Source organism: Pseudomonas sp. AC083, from assembly GCF_979253165.1.
Genome location: NZ_CEEDDH010000004.1, coordinates 68,193 through 85,153 on the forward strand (window position 1 = coordinate 68,193; position 16,961 = coordinate 85,153).

At 59.6% G+C, this 16,961-nt stretch carries 16 protein-coding genes and 1 pseudogene; 12 read left to right on the plus strand and 5 right to left on the minus strand.

All coding sequences use genetic code 11. From position 1 onward, the window contains the following. The first annotated feature begins 75 nt into the window (after positions 1 to 75). On the plus strand, positions 76 to 1,665 hold the full coding sequence (locus AC0IXA_RS08990) for an ABC transporter substrate-binding protein (RefSeq protein ID WP_122751214.1): 1,590 nt from the start codon (positions 76 to 78) through the stop codon (positions 1,663 to 1,665). A gap of 91 nt (positions 1,666 to 1,756) precedes the next feature. Here the strand turns inward: AC0IXA_RS08990 and radC are convergent, their stop codons facing one another. After that, on the minus strand, positions 1,757 to 2,431 hold the full coding sequence (gene radC / locus AC0IXA_RS08995; protein ID WP_016772552.1) for a RadC family protein: 675 nt from the start codon (positions 2,429 to 2,431) through the stop codon (positions 1,757 to 1,759). Positions 2,432 to 2,564: 133 nt separating this feature from the next. Here radC and coaBC point away from each other — a divergent pair, with 133 nt between their 5' ends. The 6 genes and pseudogenes from coaBC to AC0IXA_RS09025 all read left to right on the plus strand — a co-directional run bounded on the left by coaBC (position 2,565) and on the right by AC0IXA_RS09025 (position 8,179). Then, the gene (gene coaBC / locus AC0IXA_RS09000; protein ID WP_016772551.1) at positions 2,565 to 3,773 is read left to right on the plus strand and encodes a bifunctional phosphopantothenoylcysteine decarboxylase/phosphopantothenate--cysteine ligase CoaBC; all 1,209 of its coding nucleotides are present in this window, start codon (positions 2,565 to 2,567) and stop codon (positions 3,771 to 3,773) included. Between the two features lie 5 nt (positions 3,774 to 3,778). After that, positions 3,779 to 4,234 (plus strand): dUTP diphosphatase, encoded by a 456-nt coding sequence (gene dut, locus AC0IXA_RS09005; protein ID WP_016772550.1) that lies wholly within the window; start codon positions 3,779 to 3,781, stop codon positions 4,232 to 4,234. A gap of 239 nt (positions 4,235 to 4,473) precedes the next feature. Next, positions 4,474 to 5,877 (plus strand): annotated as a pseudogene (locus AC0IXA_RS09010) (phosphomannomutase/phosphoglucomutase); the annotation flags it as partial. 17 nt (positions 5,878 to 5,894) lie between these two features. After that, positions 5,895 to 6,800, plus strand: a complete 906-nt coding sequence (argB, locus tag AC0IXA_RS09015; RefSeq protein ID WP_341638172.1) for an acetylglutamate kinase — start codon at positions 5,895 to 5,897, stop codon at positions 6,798 to 6,800. A 436-nt stretch (positions 6,801 to 7,236) separates the two neighbouring features. Next, a complete protein-coding gene (locus tag AC0IXA_RS09020) occupies positions 7,237 to 7,809 on the plus strand; it encodes a hypothetical protein (RefSeq protein WP_341638173.1) in 573 nt (190 codons plus the stop codon). Beyond that, entirely contained in the window at positions 7,796 to 8,179 is a 384-nt protein-coding gene (locus AC0IXA_RS09025; RefSeq protein ID WP_110599844.1) for a hypothetical protein, read from the plus strand. The genes AC0IXA_RS09020 and AC0IXA_RS09025 overlap by 14 nt, the downstream gene beginning before the upstream one ends. Positions 8,180 to 8,319: 140 nt before the next feature. Here AC0IXA_RS09025 and pyrE read toward each other — a convergent pair whose 3' ends face one another. Further along, a complete protein-coding gene (gene pyrE, locus AC0IXA_RS09030; RefSeq protein ID WP_076564544.1) occupies positions 8,320 to 8,964 on the minus strand; it encodes an orotate phosphoribosyltransferase in 645 nt (214 codons plus the stop codon). A gap of 82 nt (positions 8,965 to 9,046) precedes the next feature. Between pyrE and AC0IXA_RS09035 the strand changes: the two genes are divergently transcribed. Further along, complete coding sequence (locus AC0IXA_RS09035; RefSeq protein ID WP_016772543.1) at positions 9,047 to 9,826, plus strand: exodeoxyribonuclease III; 780 nt, start codon at positions 9,047 to 9,049, stop codon at positions 9,824 to 9,826. Positions 9,827 to 9,891: 65 nt separating this feature from the next. On the opposite strand, the gene gltS is transcribed toward AC0IXA_RS09035, so the two are convergent. The 3 genes from gltS to rph form a co-directional block, all read right to left on the minus strand. Beyond that, complete coding sequence (gene gltS, locus AC0IXA_RS09040; protein WP_123441841.1) at positions 9,892 to 11,100, minus strand: sodium/glutamate symporter; 1,209 nt, start codon at positions 11,098 to 11,100, stop codon at positions 9,892 to 9,894. A 370-nt stretch (positions 11,101 to 11,470) separates the two neighbouring features. Then, entirely contained in the window at positions 11,471 to 11,839 is a 369-nt protein-coding gene (locus AC0IXA_RS09045) for a DUF4870 domain-containing protein (protein ID WP_016772541.1), read from the minus strand. A gap of 24 nt (positions 11,840 to 11,863) precedes the next feature. After that, entirely contained in the window at positions 11,864 to 12,586 is a 723-nt protein-coding gene (gene rph / locus AC0IXA_RS09050; RefSeq protein ID WP_024014799.1) for a ribonuclease PH, read from the minus strand. A 268-nt stretch (positions 12,587 to 12,854) separates the two neighbouring features. On the opposite strand from rph, the gene AC0IXA_RS09055 reads away from it, so the two are divergent. From AC0IXA_RS09055 to spoT, 4 genes are all read left to right on the plus strand, one after another. After that, positions 12,855 to 13,718 (plus strand): YicC/YloC family endoribonuclease, encoded by an 864-nt coding sequence (locus AC0IXA_RS09055; protein ID WP_016770639.1) that lies wholly within the window; start codon positions 12,855 to 12,857, stop codon positions 13,716 to 13,718. 12 nt (positions 13,719 to 13,730) lie between these two features. Continuing rightward, on the plus strand, positions 13,731 to 14,351 hold the full coding sequence (gene gmk / locus AC0IXA_RS09060) for a guanylate kinase (RefSeq protein ID WP_039757364.1): 621 nt from the start codon (positions 13,731 to 13,733) through the stop codon (positions 14,349 to 14,351). Between the two features lie 168 nt (positions 14,352 to 14,519). Beyond that, positions 14,520 to 14,783 carry a DNA-directed RNA polymerase subunit omega gene (gene rpoZ, locus AC0IXA_RS09065; RefSeq protein WP_008030604.1) on the plus strand — a complete coding sequence of 88 codons (264 nt, stop codon included), beginning with the start codon at positions 14,520 to 14,522 and terminating at the stop codon, positions 14,781 to 14,783. A 57-nt stretch (positions 14,784 to 14,840) separates the two neighbouring features. Then, positions 14,841 to 16,946, plus strand: coding sequence for a bifunctional GTP diphosphokinase/guanosine-3',5'-bis pyrophosphate 3'-pyrophosphohydrolase (gene spoT / locus AC0IXA_RS09070; protein WP_007920338.1), 2,106 nt, complete (start codon positions 14,841 to 14,843; stop codon positions 16,944 to 16,946). Positions 16,947 to 16,961: the final 15 nt, after the last annotated feature.

A 16,961-nucleotide genomic window follows, 5' to 3' on the forward strand; every position in this document is an offset into this window, starting at 1 on the left:
AATTCAGAGCTCTAGGGTAGGACTTTTCCAGACTGCACTTGCAGATGGGCCTTCGATCTGTAAAGGAAACCGACCATGCGCCTCGCTGCCCTACCCCTATTACTCGCTCCGCTGTTGCTGAGCCCCCTCGCCCAGGCCGCCGCGTTGAGCGTGTGTACCGAGGCCAGTCCCGAAGGGTTCGACGTGGTGCAGTACAACTCGCTGACCACCACCAATGCTTCGGCTGACGTACTGATGAACCGCTTGGTGGATTTCGACACCGCCAGTGGCAAGGTCATCCCGAGCCTGGCCGACAGCTGGGAAGTCAGCACCGACGGCCTCACCTATGTGTTCAAACTGCACCCGCAGGTGAAATTTCATACAACCGACTACTTCAAACCGAGCCGCGAGCTGAGTGCCGAAGACGTCAAATTCAGCTTCGACCGCATGCTCGACCCGGCCAACCCGTGGCACAAGGTCGCCCAGAGCGGCTTCCCCCATGCGCAGTCGATGCAACTGCCGACCCTGATCAAGAAGATCGACGCCCTCGACCCGCTGACCGTGCGTTTTACCCTCGACCATCCGGATTCGACCTTCCTCGCGACGCTGAGCATGGGTTTCGCCTCGATCTATTCCGCCGAATATGCCGACAAACTGATGAAGGCCGGCGCCACCGACAAACTCAACAGCCAGCCGATCGGCACCGGCCCGTTCGTGTTCAATCGCTTTCAGAAAGACGCGGCGATTCGCTACAAGGCCAATCCGGACTATTTCCGTGGCAAGCCTGCGGTCGACCCGTTGATCTTCGCCATCACGCCGGACGCCAACGTGCGCCTGCAAAAGCTGCGACGCAATGAATGCCAGATCGCCCTGTCGCCAAAACCACTGGACGTACAGGCTGCGCTGAAGGAGCCGACGCTGAAAGTCGAAAAGACTGACGCGTTCATGACCGCTTTCGTGGGCATCAACAGCCAGCATCCGCCACTGGACAAGCCGGAAGTGCGCCAGGCGATCAACCTCGCCTTCGACAAGGCCAACTACATCAAAGCCGTGTTCGAAGACACGGCCGAAGCGGCCAACGGCCCGTACCCGCCGAACACCTGGAGCTACGCGAAGAACCTGCCGGGCTATCCACACGACGTGGCCAAAGCCAAGGCGCTGCTGGCCAAGGCCGGCTTGAAGGACGGCTTCCAGACCACGATCTGGACGCGGCCATCGGGCAGCCTGCTCAACCCGAACCCGAGTCTCGGCGCGCAGATGCTGCAGTCGGATCTGGCCGAGATCGGCATTCAGGCGGAGATCCGCGTGATCGAATGGGGCGAACTGATTCGCCGCGCCAAGGCCGGCGAACATGATCTGCTGTTCATGGGCTGGGCCGGCGACAACGGCGACCCGGACAACTTCCTCACTCCGCAGTTTTCCTGCGCAGCAGTGAAGTCCGGGACCAACTTCGCGCGGTACTGCAACGCCGATCTGGACAAGCTGATCAGCGCCGGCAAGACCACCAGCGAGCAAGGCGTGCGCACCAAGCTGTATGAACAGGCACAGGCACAGATCCAGCAGCAGGCGTTGTGGCTGCCACTGGCGCACCCGACGGCCTACGCTTTGACGCGCAAGGATGTTCAGGGTTATTCCGTCAGCCCGTTCGGCCGGCAGGATTATTCCAAGATCAGCCTCAAGCCCTAAGCGGCAAGCGGCAAGCGGCAAGCGGCAAGCTAGAGCACTCCACGCGCGGCTCCAGCTTGCCGCTTGCAGCTAGAGGCTTGCCGCTGCTCTTTTACATCCAGCCACACTCCGCCATCGACAGCGGTTCGCCGTCTCCGACGATGAAGTGATCGAGCACTCGCACGTCAATCAGCTCCAGCGCTTTCTGCAGGCGCTTGGTCAGCAGCCGATCGGCCTGACTCGGATCGGTGTTGCCGGACGGATGGTTGTGACACAGGATCACCGCTGCGGCGTTATTGGCCAGCGCGCGCTTCACCACCTCCCTAGGGTGCACGCTGGTATTGTCGATCGAGCCGCGAAACAGCGCCTCGAAATTCAGCACCTGATGCTTTGAATCGAGAAACAGGCAGCCGAACACCTCGTGCGGCTCGTGCCGCAGCATCGCCTTGAGGTAATCGCGGACGACCTGAGGGTTCTCCAGTGCCGGCTTTTGTCGTGAGCGCTCGGCCAGATGGCGCTTGCTCATTTCCTGCGCGGCTTGCAGCTGGGCGAACTTGGCCGGGCCGAGGCCCATTTGTTTGCTGAATGCGTCCTGATCGGCCTCAAGCAGCAAACGCAGGCCACCGAATTGCGTCAGCAGATGTCTGGCAAGGTCGACAGCGCTTTTTCCGGGCAATCCGGTGCGCAGAAAAATCGCCAACAACTCAGCGTCCGAAAGACTCCCTGCGCCGTGTTCCAACAGCCTTTCCCGCGGCCGTTCCGCCGCCGGCCAATCGCGAATACTCATAGCACCTCCTTGTCTGTGGGCGCCGCTGTTCCGTAGCGGTCGCTGTGATATCGTAGCCCATCTTTTTGGCGGTCGATTCAACCCTGGGGAGGGGTATCGCGCCGCCGTCATCAACGAAATGAAAGGCAGACCTATGCAGCGGCTGTATCGGAAACGCATCGTTCTGGGCGTCGGCGGCGGCATTGCGGCCTACAAGAGCGCCGATCTGGTTCGCCGCCTGATCGACCAGGGTGCCGAAGTGCGCGTGGTCATGACCCATGGCGGCGCCGAATTCATTACCCCGCTGACCATGCAGGCCCTGTCGGGCCACCCGGTTCACCTCGACTTGCTCGACCCTGCCGCCGAAGCCGCCATGGGCCATATCGAGCTGGCGAAATGGGCCGATCTGGTACTGATCGCCCCGGCCACCGCCGACCTGATCGCCCGTCTGGCCCAAGGCATCGCCAACGATCTGCTGACAACCTTGGTGCTGGCCACCGACGCCGTGGTTGCTGTCGCGCCAGCGATGAACCAGGCGATGTGGCGCGACCCGGCGACCCAGGCCAACCTGCAACTGTTGGAGAGCCGTGGCCTGAAGACTTTCGGCCCTGCCTCGGGCAGCCAGGCCTGCGGCGACGTCGGCATGGGCCGCATGATGGAAGCCACCGATCTGGCACTGCTCGCCGCCGATTGCTTCCAGCGCCAGGCATTGACCGGCAAGCATGTGGTGATCACCGCCGGCCCGACCCAGGAAAACATCGACCCGGTGCGCTACATCACCAACCACAGCTCGGGAAAAATGGGCTTTGCCCTCGCCGAAGCAGCCGTGGAAGCCGGCGCCCGTGTCACTTTGATCAGCGGCCCGGTGCACTTGCCGACGCCTGATCGCGTGACGCGGATCGATGTGGTCAGCGCCCGCGACATGCTCGCCGCCTGCGAATCGGCCATGCCTTGTGACGTTTTCATCTCGTCGGCAGCGGTGGCGGACTACCGCCCGGAAGTCGTCGCCCCGCATAAACTCAAGAAAGATCCTACGAGCGGTGACGGCTTCGTCCTGCAAATGGTGCGCAACCCGGACATCCTTGCCACCATCGCGACCCGTCCCGACCGTCCGTTCAGTGTCGGCTTCGCTGCCGAAACCGAACACCTGCTCGACTACGCTGCACGCAAGCTGAAGGACAAGAATCTCGATCTGATCGTCGCTAACGACGTCGCCAACCCGAGCATCGGTTTCAACAGCGAAGAAAACGCCTGCAGCGTCATCGACCGTGAGCTGCACGCCACGGTTTTCGCCCAGACCAGCAAGAGCAAGATCGCTCGTCAACTGGTCACTTTTATCGCCGAACGTCTGAACCAGGTTTAATTTACATGCACGCTTTGCAAGCCAAGATCCTCGATCCACGCATCGGCACCGAATTCCCGCTGCCGCAATATGCCACTCCGGGCTCCGCCGGCCTCGACCTGCGCGCCATGCTGGAACAGGACATCGTGATCAAACCGGGTGAAACCGTGCTGATTCCCACCGGCCTGTCGGTCTATATCGGCGACCCGAATCTCGCCGCGCTGATCCTGCCGCGCTCGGGCATGGGCCACAAACACGGCATCGTGCTGGGCAATCTGGTGGGCCTGATCGACTCCGATTACCAGGGCCCGCTGATGGTTTCCTGCTGGAACCGCGGCCAGAGCGACTTCACCATGACCGTGGGCGAACGCCTGGCGCAATTGGTGCTGGTACCGGTGGTGCAGGCGCATTTCGAAATGGTTGAAGAGTTTGTCGAGACCGAGCGCGGTACCGGTGGTTTTGGCCATACCGGCACCAAATAACCGGATAGAAAATATTGTGGTGAGGGGGTTTATCCCCTCACCACAAAAAATGCGCTACATCGGCAGCAGGTTTTAACACCATAAATCAAGGTTTTGCCGGCCGAAAGCCACGCCAGCCGGGGCGTCATGGCCCTTTCATAGCACGAACTCTCTGTGGAAAACGCCGTCATACCCTTCAGTTTGAGCCTGCCGTCGAATCTTTCGCCGGCCTGTCCCGCCCTTTTCGAGATGGAGCATGTCCACAGATGAGCACCCCCGCCAAGATCGCCCCGACGCTACCTGACAGCATTTTCCGCGCCTACGACATTCGTGGCACCGTGCCGGAATTCCTCAACGGCGAAACCGCCTACTGGATCGGCCGTGCCATCGGCTCGCAGAGCCTGGCCCAGGGCGAACCGAATGTGTCGGTCGGTCGCGACGGCCGCCTGTCCGGCCCGGAGCTGGTCGCGGAACTCATTCGCGGCATCGCCGAGAGCGGTTGCCACGTCAGCGATGTCGGTCTGGTGCCAACGCCAGCGCTGTATTACGCCGCCAACGTGCTGGCCGGCAAGTCCGGGGTAATGCTCACCGGTAGCCACAATCCGTCGAACTACAACGGTTTCAAAATCGTCATCGCCGGCGACACCCTCGCCAACGAGCAGATTCAGGTGCTCCACGAGCGCATCAAGAACAACGACCTGAGCACTGGCCAGGGCAGCGTCACCCAAGTCGAAATCCTCGACCGCTACAACACCGAAATCGTCCAGGACATCAAACTCGCTCGTCGCCTGAAAGTCGTGGTCGACTGCGGCAACGGCGCGGCCGGCGTGATCGCCCCGCAACTGATCGAAGCGCTGAACTGCGAAGTCATCCCGCTGTTCTGCGAAGTCGACGGCAACTTCCCTAACCATCACCCGGACCCGGGCAAACCGGAAAACCTTGTCGACCTGATCGCCAAGGTCAAGGAAACCAACGCCGATATCGGCCTGGCCTTCGACGGTGACGGCGACCGCGTCGGCGTGGTGACCAACACCGGCAGTATCGTCTACCCGGATCGTCTGCTGATGCTGTTCGCTCGCGACGTAGTGGCGCGTAACCCGGACGCGGAAATCATCTTCGACGTTAAATGCACTCGCCGTTTGGTGCCGCTGATCAAGGAATACGGCGGTCGGCCGCTAATGTGGAAGACCGGTCACTCGTTGATCAAAAAGAAAATGAAGCAATCCGGCGCGCTGTTGGCCGGCGAAATGAGCGGGCACATTTTCTTCAAGGAGCGCTGGTTCGGTTTCGACGACGGCATCTACAGCGCCGCACGTCTGCTGGAGATCCTCAGCAAGGAAAAATCCACTGCGGAAGAGCTGTTTGCGACCTTCCCGAACGATATTTCCACGCCGGAAATCAATATCCATGTGACCGAAGAGAGCAAATTCAGCATCATTGATGCACTGCACGATGCTCAGTGGGGCGAAGGCGCCGGCCTGACCACCATCGACGGCGTGCGGGTCGATTACGCCAAAGGCTGGGGCCTGGTGCGCGCGTCCAACACCACACCGGTGCTGGTGCTGCGCTTCGAGGCCGATGACGAGGCTGAATTGCAGCGCATCAAGGATGTGTTCCACGCCCAACTGAAACGCGTTGCACCTGATCTCCAACTACCGTTCTGATCCACCCGGAGCCCTGAATGACCCTCGAACGCGAAGCCGCCGCCAACACTGCCAAGGTCCTGTCCGAAGCGCTGCCTTACATCCGACGCTATGTCGGCAAGACCCTGGTGATCAAATACGGCGGCAACGCGATGGAAAGCGAGGAGCTGAAAACCGGCTTCGCCCGCGACATCGTGCTGATGAAAGCCGTGGGCATCAACCCGGTGGTCGTGCACGGTGGCGGCCCGCAGATCGGTGATCTGCTCAAGCGCCTGTCGATCGAAAGCCATTTCGTCGACGGCATGCGCGTCACCGACGCGGCGACCATGGACGTGGTGGAAATGGTCCTTGGCGGTCAGGTCAACAAAAGCATCGTCAACCTGATCAACCGCCATGGCGGCAGCGCCATCGGCCTGACCGGTAAAGATGCCGGGCTGATCCGGGCGAAGAAGCTCACCGTCTCCCGCCAGAACCCGGCGATGACCCAGCCGGAAATCATCGACATCGGCCACGTTGGCGAAGTCGTCGGCATCAACACCGAACTGCTGAACCTGCTGGTCAAAGGCAACTTCATCCCGGTCATCGCACCGATTGGCGTCGGTGAGAACGGTGAGTCGTACAACATCAACGCCGATCTGGTGGCGGGCAAGGTTGCCGAAGCACTGAAAGCTGAAAAGCTGATGCTGCTGACCAACATTGCCGGCCTGATGGACAAGTCGGGCACCGTGTTGACCGGCCTGAGCACGCAGCAGGTCGACGATCTGATTGCCGACGGCACGATATACGGCGGCATGCTGCCGAAGATCCGCTGCGCACTGGAAGCGGTTCAGGGTGGGGTTGGCAGCTCGTTGATCATCGACGGTCGTGTGCCGAACGCGATTCTGCTGGAAATCTTCACTGATACCGGCGTGGGCACGCTGATCAGCAATCGCAAGCGTCCTTGATCGCTAATAGCTGAAAGGAAAAGATCGCGGCCTTCAACAGCTCCTACAGGGATTTCGCACACGCGAGAATCCGCTTTTGCAGGAACTGACGAAGGCTGCGATCTTTTTTTGTGCGCAGGAAAAGCCTGACTCCACACAGCGAAACGTCCGACATCCCTTCAGAATAAATCTCCATAGGATCTTCCCCTCATCCAACGGAGATCTTCCCATGCAAAAAAACAGCGTTCCTTACGGCAGTGACATTTCAGCTGGCACCTACGCCTGTGTGGACTGCGGCCGAGAGTATTCAGCCCCTTCGCAGACTTCGATGCCGCCCTGCCCTGACTTCACCGAAGCCTCTCACCCACTCAAGGGCTGGAAAGTGCTCACCGGCCAGGGAGATGCACCCCAGGATCCCTACCCAGCCGCCAGCGACAAATAACCGGAGCGGCGACTCATGCAGATCTCGTTCACGATCGACGCTGACGCTTTCGAGCAGGAACAGAAGGAACCGGTGAAAAAGACCTTGCGCATCGGCGACGACGAAATCGCCCATGCGCTGGAGCGCATCGCCAAAGCCAGCCTGACCGAATACCTGAAAATGCTGGTCGAGGGCGGCATGCCCAGCCGGGCCGACGAAGCCAAGCAGGATCGCCTGCTGTATCTGATTCAGAGTTACTTCGGGCAAACCCTGCCGACCGAATCGCAGATCTCGACAATCTTTCAGCTGACCCAGAGCCAAAGCAAAACCCTGCTGAAAAACACCGTTTCGCGTTTTCGCAACCAGCTCGACGACATCCTGCAGCACAGCATGCGCGCCGTAATCCAGTCCGCCGAGCATGCGCAAAACGTGTTTCTGGTGGTGATCAGCTCGGACGTGATCCGCGATGAATTGAACATGCTCATCACCCAGAACGAGCCGACCTTCAAACCCATCACCAAACGCAAGGGCAGCGCCGGGCAATTCGAGATCAGCGAAGATTCCCACGCATTGCTCTGTGCAACGCTGGGTCTGAATGCCGTTCAGTGACATCGTCGCGGTCAGTGGCCTGCTGCTGACCCTGACCACGTTCATGTTCAATCTGGCGTGGCCGGCGCTCAATGAAGCGCTGGCTGAGGATGAATTTCAAAAAGGTTCGCAGGCCCGCAAGCGCAGTCGAGACAAGGTGATGGCTGCTTTCTACTGGCGAGCATTGCCATTGACGTGCGCTTTCGTGGCGCTGTTTTACGTTAACTTGCCGGCAGCAGTCGGGATCATGCGCAGCAGCACGCTGGACCTTTGGGATTTCGATGTGGATCGCACGTTGTACGTGATGGTGGTTGTAGCGCTGCTGGTGTTTGCGCTAGTGAACGCTGCATTGGCGCTGAGACTGCTGATGAAATGGCGAAATCTGCGTTGATCGCCAACAAAAAAAGACCCGGTTCAGCCTGCCTGAACCGGGTCTTCTTATTGTGGGAGCGAGCCTGCTCGCGAAAGCGGTATTCGCCTCACATCGTTCAGTGTGGCGGCCATTCGCGAGCAGGCTGGCTCCCACATTGGTCACACGCCAAATTGCGCGCGGTACGCCTCCACGGCTGGCAGATGCTGCTTGAGCTGCGGATCGTCGGCAAGGAACTCCAGCACCTGATTCAGCGAGACGATGCTGATCACCGGAATGCCGAAGTCACGCTCGACTTCCTGGATGGCCGACAACTCGCCGTTGCCACGCTCCTGGCGGTTCAGTGCGATCAGCACACCGGCAGCCTTGGCGCCGTCCTGGGAAGCAATAATCTGCATCACTTCACGAATGGCGGTGCCGGCGGTGATCACGTCGTCGATGATCAAGACGTCGCCAGTCAACGGTGCGCCGACCAGGCTGCCGCCTTCGCCGTGGGCCTTGGCTTCCTTGCGGTTGAAGCACCACGGCAGGTCACGGTCGTGATGCTCGGCCAGCGCAACGGCAGTGGTTGCTGCCAGCGGGATGCCTTTGTAGGCCGGGCCAAACAGGACATCGAAGGAGATGCCGCTTTCGGCGATGGCTGCGGCGTAAAAACGTCCCAGCTGCGCCAAGGCCGAACCGGAGTTGAACAGGCCGGCATTGAAGAAGTAGGGACTGGTGCGCCCGGACTTCAGGGTGAACTCACCGAAGCGCAAAACGCCGCGATCGATGGCAAAACGAATGAAATCGCGCTGATACGCTTGCATGAAAAAAACCCCAAATACCACGGATTTAGCTAATTAGCTTGACGCCGTGTATCATACACGCACGCGATTTTTGGGGCCATTTATGCGGATCATCAGTGTGAACGTCAATGGTATTCAGGCGGCAGTCGAGCGCGGTTTGCTCAGTTGGCTGCAAGCCCAGAATGCCGACGTCATCTGCCTGCAGGACACCCGTGCCTCCGCCTTTGAACTGGATGACCCAGCCTTCCAACTGGATGGCTACTTCCTTTATGCCTGCGATGCTGAAGTCCCTGCCCAAGGCGGCGTGGCTTTGTATTCGCGGTTGCAACCGAAGGCTGTCATCAGCGGTCTCGGTTTCGAGACGGCCGACCGCTACGGGCGCTACCTGCAAGCAGATTTCGACAAAGTCAGTATTGCCACCTTGCTGTTTCCTTCGGGGATGAACGGCGATGAGGACTTGAACCAGAAGTTCAAGCTCATGGACGATTTCGGCAAGTACCTGGACAAACAGCGACGCAAACGTCGCGAGTACATTTATTGTGGCTCGCTGTACGTTGCGCAGCAGAAACTCGACATCAAGAACTGGCGCGACAGCCAGCAATCTCCAGGCTTCCTGGCGCCGGAACGCGCCTGGATGGACGAGATTGTCGGCAACATGGGCTATGTCGATGCGCTGCGCGAAGTCAGTCGTGAAGGCGATCAGTACAGCTGGTGGCCGGATAACGAACAGGCCGAGATGCTCAATCTGGGCTGGCGTTTCGATTATCAGATCCTGACCCCGGGCCTGCGTCGCTCGGTGCGCAGTGCACGCCTGCCGCGTCAGCCACGGTTTTCGCAGCACGCGCCGTTGATCGTCGACTACGACTGGACGCTGACCATCTAAGCGTCCTCGCAGCCAAAAAAATGCCCGCATCGTGAGATGCGGGCATTTTTTATGCGCCGTGCTTTCTAGACGGCAGCGAAGAATGGCAAGGTCAGGTACAGCTTGATCACAATGACGTTGACGATATCGATGAAGAACGCTCCTACCATCGGCACCACCAGAAACGCGATCTGCGATGGCCCATAGCGCTGCGTCACCGCTTGCATGTTGGCAATCGCCGTCGGCGTGGCGCCCAGACCGAAGCCGCAATGTCCCGCAGCCAGCACTGCGGCATCGTAGTTGGCGCCCATCACCCGGAACGTTACGAAAATCGCGAACAGCGCCATGACCAGAGCCTGCACGGCCAGAATGATGAAGATCGGCAATGCCAGGGCCGCCAGATCCCACAACTTCAGCGACATCAGCGCGATTGCCAGAAACAGCGAGAGGCTGACATTGCCGAGCACGGAAACTTCGCGCTCGAATACCTGATACAAGCCAAGCGCTGACAGACTGTTGCGCAAAACCACACCCACAAACAGCACGCAAACAAACGTCGGCAGCTCGAAAGCAGTGCCTTGCAGCAAACCATTCAAAAGATTGCCAGCGAGCAGGCTGACGGCAATCAGCGCCAGCGTTTCGACGAAAGAAAACGGCGTGATCGAGCGTTCCTTGTTCGGCTGTTCAAAACCTCTTGGCAGTCGCGGCGCTTGTTGCGGATTGCAACCTGGCACTTGCACGCGCTTGATCAGCAACCGCGCGACGGGCCCACCGATCAGACCACCAAGCACCAGACCGAACGTCGCTGAGGCCAGCGCCAGCTCCGAAGCCGAGGCCAGGCCATATTTCTCGCTGAATACCGCGCCCCATGCGGCGCCAGTACCGTGGCCGCCGGCCAATGTGATCGAACCCGTCAGCAAGCCCATCAAAGGATCGAGTCCGAGCAAGGTTGCCAATCCGATGCCCATGGCGTTCTGCACCACCAGCAAGCCAATGACCGCCAACAGGAAGATGCCGACGATGCGCCCGCCCTTTTTCAGGCTGGCAAGGTCGGCACTCAAGCCAATCGTGGCAAAGAACGCCAACATCAACGGTGTTTGCAATGATGTATCGAAGCGGACTTCAATATCGAAAGTGCGCAATATCAACAAGAGCAAGGCAACCACCAGGCCGCCCGCTACCGGTTCAGGAATATTGTAACTTCGCAGAAAGCCGACACGCGTAACAAGCCCGCGTCCGAGCAGTAGTACTAAAGAAGCGGCCACGAGCGTGCCGTAGAAATCGAGCTCAATCATGTGGATTATTCTTGGCTAAGTATTCACGAGGCGAGCGTTTACCTGGGCTCGACGGGTGAACCGGCTGATTTTATCAACACTGATTACTGGGGAATTCAAGCGCCATCGATGGCTTGAACATATCGGAATGTTTCAACCGAAACATTACATCGGGCAACTTTAACAACCAGCTCGCGCCAATAACAAGAACGAGAATAAGCACGCGGTCGATCAGTTGTGACCAACGATGTAATAGAGAAATATCAGCAAATAAATGCCAAACCGCACATCGACAACAGACTAGTCCTACAACAAAAAACAATTATTGAGTTGCACAAATAAAAATGCCCCGATAAGCCGGGGCATTTCCATATAGCGATACAACAGACTGTTACTTGATCAGTCGCCAAGTGAACGGATATCTGTATGGGAAACCTTCGTTGGCTTTGACCCCTGCAATGATCGTCAGGACCAGTGCCGCGATTGCCAGCAAGCCAAACAGGAAGAAACCGATGATCAGCAGCATGAGCAGGAAGCAGATCATTGAGGCTATCGCCACCGTGATCTGAAAATTCAGTGCTTCTTTGCCCTGTGCATCGATGAACGGGTCCTTCTCGCGCTTCATCTGCCAAAGGATCAGCGGCCCGATCAGATTGCCGAACGGAATCCAGATCCCCAGCAAGGCGGACAAGTGACAGAACATCGCCCACTGGCGAACCTCCTGGCTCGGTTTGGGCAGCAACTCTTGCTCGTCACTCATCACGTCCTCCTTGTGGTCAAAATCTCAGTCGGCCAGCGCAGCCTTCTGCAATTCGAAGATTTCGTTCATGCCCTGCTTGGCCAGTTCCAGCATGGCATTGAGCTCATCAGGCTGGAACGGCGCGCCTTCAGCGGTGCCCTGCACTTCGATGAAGCCGCCGGTGCTGGTCATCACCACGTTCAGGTCGGTTTCAGCTGCAGAATCTTCAAGATAGTCCAGATCCAGCACCGGCTCGCCCTGGTACATGCCCACCGAGACCGCGCCGATCATTTGCTTGAGCGGATCGCCGCCTTTCAGGCCGCCGCGCTTCTTGATCACTTTCAGGGCATCGACCAGCGCAACCATGGCGCCGGTGATGGACGCGGTGCGAGTACCGCCATCGGCCTGGATCACGTCGCAATCGACGTACAGGGTCACGTCGCCGAGCTTGGACATGTCCAGCGCTGCGCGCAGGGAACGGCCGATCAGGCGCTGGATTTCCAGAGTACGACCGCCCTGCTTGCCACGACTGGCTTCACGCTGGTTACGCTCGCCGGTGGCGCGCGGCAGCATGCCGTACTCGGCAGTCAACCAGCCCTGGCCCTGACCTTTGAGGAAACGCGGCACGCCATTTTCGACGCTGACGGTGCAGATGACTTTGGTATCACCGAATTCGACCAGTACGGATCCCTCGGCATGTTTGGTGTAGTTGCGGGTGATGCGGATCGAGCGGAGCTGATCGGCAGCGCGACCACTTGGACGTTTCATAGGGATACCTGTACTGAGGACGGAAAACTGCCGAGCATTATAGAGCGCTGCACCGCGAGTGGGCACTGGTTAAAACCGCCGGCCGACGACCGAAGCCCCTCAAGCGCGCATAACCGACGGGCTGCAGCGCTTTGTCACACCGTGTGTTTGGGCGCATTCGCCGCACTGCGCTACAATCCTGCGCCTTTGCTGCCAGTCGGCTTAAATTCATTGAAATCGCGCCTGCGAAACAGCGTTTCGCGCCGATCTGCATTGCGAGGTCACCGCCATGGTGCACAGCATGACCGCCTTCGCCCGCGTCGAGAAAGCCGGCGTTCAGGGCACCCTGAGCTGGGAACTGCGCTCGGTCAACAGCCGCTATCTGGAACCGCACCTGCGCTTGCCCGAATCGTTTCGCGACCTCGAAGGCGCCGTGCGTGAAGCACTGCGTCAGGGCCTGTCGCGGGGCAAACTGGAATGCACGCTGCGCTTCACCGAAGAAAGCACCGGCAAACCGCTGCAAGTGGACCGCGAGCGCGCCGCGCAACTGGTGGCCGCTGCGGAAACCGTTGCCGGGCTGATCAAGAATCCCGCCGCGCTGAATCCGCTGGAAGTGCTGGCCTGGCCCGGCGTGCTGGTCGCCGATGCGACCGACCCGCAGGCGCTGAACGCCGAAGCGCTGGCGCTGTTCAATCAGGGTTTGAAGGATCTTAAGGCTGGCCGCGAGCGCGAAGGCGCGGAGCTGGCTCGCCTGATCAACGACCGCCTGACTTCCATCGAAGAAGACGTGGTGACCCTGCGTGAACTGGTGCCGCAGATGCTCGCCACCCAGCGCCAGAAGGTTCTCGACCGCTTCGCCGACATGAAGGCTGAGCTCGACCCGCAGCGCCTGGAACAGGAAATGGTCATCCTCGCGCAAAAAAGCGACGTGGCCGAAGAACTGGATCGCCTGAGCACTCACATCATCGAAGTTCGCCGGGTGCTCAAGTCCGGTGGTGCCGCCGGGCGGCGTCTGGACTTCCTGATGCAGGAGCTCAACCGCGAAGCCAACACACTGGGCTCCAAAGCCTTCGACCCGCGCAGCACCCAGGCCGCCGTCAACCTCAAGGTGTTGATCGAGCAGATGCGCGAACAAGTGCAGAATATTGAGTAAGGCTACCCTGACATGACCCAACACACCGGCACCCTGTACATCATTTCCGCGCCATCGGGCGCGGGCAAGAGCAGTCTGGTCAAGGCGTTGACCGACGCCGATCCGGAGATTCGCGTTTCCGTTTCGCACACCACCCGCGCCATGCGCCCGGGCGAAGTGGATGGCGTGAACTACCATTTCGTGACCCGCGAAGAGTTCGTGAAGATGGGCGAGCACGGCGACTTCCTTGAACGCGCCGAAGTCTTCGGCAACTTCTACGGCACCTCGCAAAGCCGCCTGCAGCAAACCCTGGACGAAGGTCACGACCTGATTCTGGAAATCGACTGGCAAGGCGCCGAGCAAGTGCGCAAGCTGATGCCGCAAGCGCGCTCGATCTTCATCCTGCCGCCATCGCTGCAAGCCCTGCACCAGCGCCTGACCAACCGCGGCCAGGACAGCGACGAGATCATCGACGGCCGCATGCGCGAAGCGGTCAGCGAGATGAGCCATTACGTCGATTACGATTACCTGATCATCAACGACGATTTCGCCCACGCGCTGGACGATCTGAAAGCGATTTTCCGCGCCAATCAGCTGCAACAGAAACGCCAGCAAGTGCGTTTCGGCAAATTGCTGGCTGAATTGCTCGGCTGAAACAGCACTTCCCAAAATGCCTGCAAGCGCTTTACATTGGTGCTTGCAGCGCGTTGAAGGGTCTGGTCAAAAAATCAGCGCTTCCCTAATCGCTGGTGATTTTTTAAACTGCTCAGTCCGCTCGCCCAACCGGGCAGCGCGCATATTGCATTCGCTCCGAGGAATACCATGGCCCGCGTAACCGTTGAAGACTGCCTAGAACACGTGGAAAACCGCTTTGAGCTGGTCATGCTCTCTACCAAGCGTGCCCGTCAACTGGCCACCGGCGGCAAAGAGCCATTGGTGCAGTGGGAAAACGACAAGCCGACTGTTGTCGCGCTGCGTGAAATTGCTGAAGGCCTGATGAGCTACGAGTTCATCGCCGAGCAGGAAATCGTCCAGGATGAACCGCTGTTCGCAGCGTTCGAGGACGAGTCGAACGAGGCCGTCTAAGCCTATGCCTGGTCGACGTAGCACGGCGCGGGGTCACAGCTTTCGGCAGGAATCATCATGCCGAGCATAGACGCCCTCGCCGATCGCTTATCGACCTACCTCGGCAACGACCAGGTCAACCTGGTCCGCCGAGCGTATTTCTACGCCGAACAAGCCCATGACGGTCAACGCCGTCGCAGCGGCGAGGCGTATGTCACGCATCCTCTTGCCGTGGCCAATATTCTTGCCGACATGCACATGGACCATCAGAGCCTGATGGCCGCGATGCTGCATGACGTGATCGAAGACACCGGTATCGCCAAGGAAGCGCTGCAAGCGCAGTTTGGTGAAACCGTGGCCGAACTGGTCGACGGGGTCAGCAAACTGACCCAGATGAATTTCGAGACCAAGGCCGAAGCCCAGGCGGAAAACTTCCAGAAAATGGCCATGGCCATGGCGCGCGACATTCGCGTGATCCTGGTCAAGCTCGCCGACCGCCTGCACAACATGCGCACGCTGGAAGTGCTGTCCGGCGAAAAACGCCGGCGCATCGCCAAGGAAACCCTCGAGATCTACGCGCCCATTGCCAACCGCCTGGGTATGCACGCGATCCGCATCGAGTTCGAAGACCTCGGCTTCAAGGCCATGCACCCGATGCGTTCCGCGCGGATCTACCAGGCGGTCAAACGCGCCCGGGGCAACCGCAAGGAAATCGTCAACAAGATCGAAGAGTCCCTTGGCCATTGCCTCGCCATCGACGGCATCCAGGGCGAAGTCAGCGGTCGGCAGAAACACCTCTACGGCATCTACAAGAAAATGCGCGGCAAGCGTCGGGCCTTCAACGAGATCATGGACGTCTACGCGTTCCGGATCATCGTCGACAAGGTCGATACCTGCTACCGCGTGCTGGGTGCTGTGCATAATTTGTACAAACCGTTGCCAGGGCGTTTCAAGGATTACATCGCGATCCCCAAGGCCAACGGCTATCAGTCGCTGCACACCACGCTGTTCGGCATGCACGGTGTACCGATCGAGATCCAGATCCGCACCCGCGAAATGGAAGAAATGGCCAACAACGGCATCGCCGCCCATTGGCTGTACAAATCCAGCGGCGACGAGCAGCCGAAAGGCACGCACGCACGCGCCCGCCAGTGGGTCAAAGGCGTGCTGGAAATGCAGCAACGCGCCGGCAACTCGCTGGAATTCATCGAAAGCGTGAAGATCGACCTGTTCCCGGACGAGGTCTACGTGTTCACGCCCAAAGGCCGGATCATGGAGCTGCCAAAAGGCTCCACGGCGGTCGACTTTGCCTACGCAGTGCACACAGATGTCGGCAACAGCTGCATCGCCTGCCGCATCAACCGTCGTCTCGCGCCGCTGTCCGAACCGCTGCAAAGCGGCTCCACGGTCGAAATCGTCAGCGCCCCCGGCGCACGGCCGAACCCGGCGTGGCTCAACTTCGTCGTTACCGGCAAGGCGCGCACACATATCCGTCACGCGCTGAAACTGCAGCGCCGCTCCGAGTCCATCAGCCTCGGCGAACGCCTGCTGAACAAGGTGCTCAACGGTTTCGACAGCTCGCTGGAGAAGATCCCGGCAGAGCGCGTCAAGGCAATGCTTACCGAGTACCGCCTCGAACTGATCGAAGACCTGCTCGAAGACATTGGCCTGGGCAACCGCATGGCCTACGTGGTCGCCCGCCGCCTGCTTGGCGAAGGCGAGCAGCTGCCGAGCCCGGAAGGTCCGCTGGCAATTCGCGGTACCGAAGGCCTGGTGCTCAGCTACGCCAAGTGCTGCACGCCGATCCCGGGCGACCCGATTGTCGGGCACCTGTCGGCGGGCAAAGGCATGGTCGTGCACCTGGACAACTGCCGCAACATCAGCGAAATCAGGCACAACCCGGAAAAATGCATCCAGCTCTCGTGGGCCAAGGATGTCACCGGCGAATTCAACGTCGAGCTGCGGGTCGAGCTGGAACATCAGCGTGGCCTGATCGCCCTGCTGGCCAGCAGCGTCAACGCGGCCGACGGCAACATCGAGAAAATCAGCATGGACGAACGCGATGGTCGCATCAGCGTCGTGCAGTTGGTGGTCAGCGTTCACGACCGTGTGCACCTGGCCCGCGTGATCAAGAAACTGCGCGCTTTGACCGGGGTGATCCGCATCACCCGCATGCGTGCATAACCTGCCTATTACAAG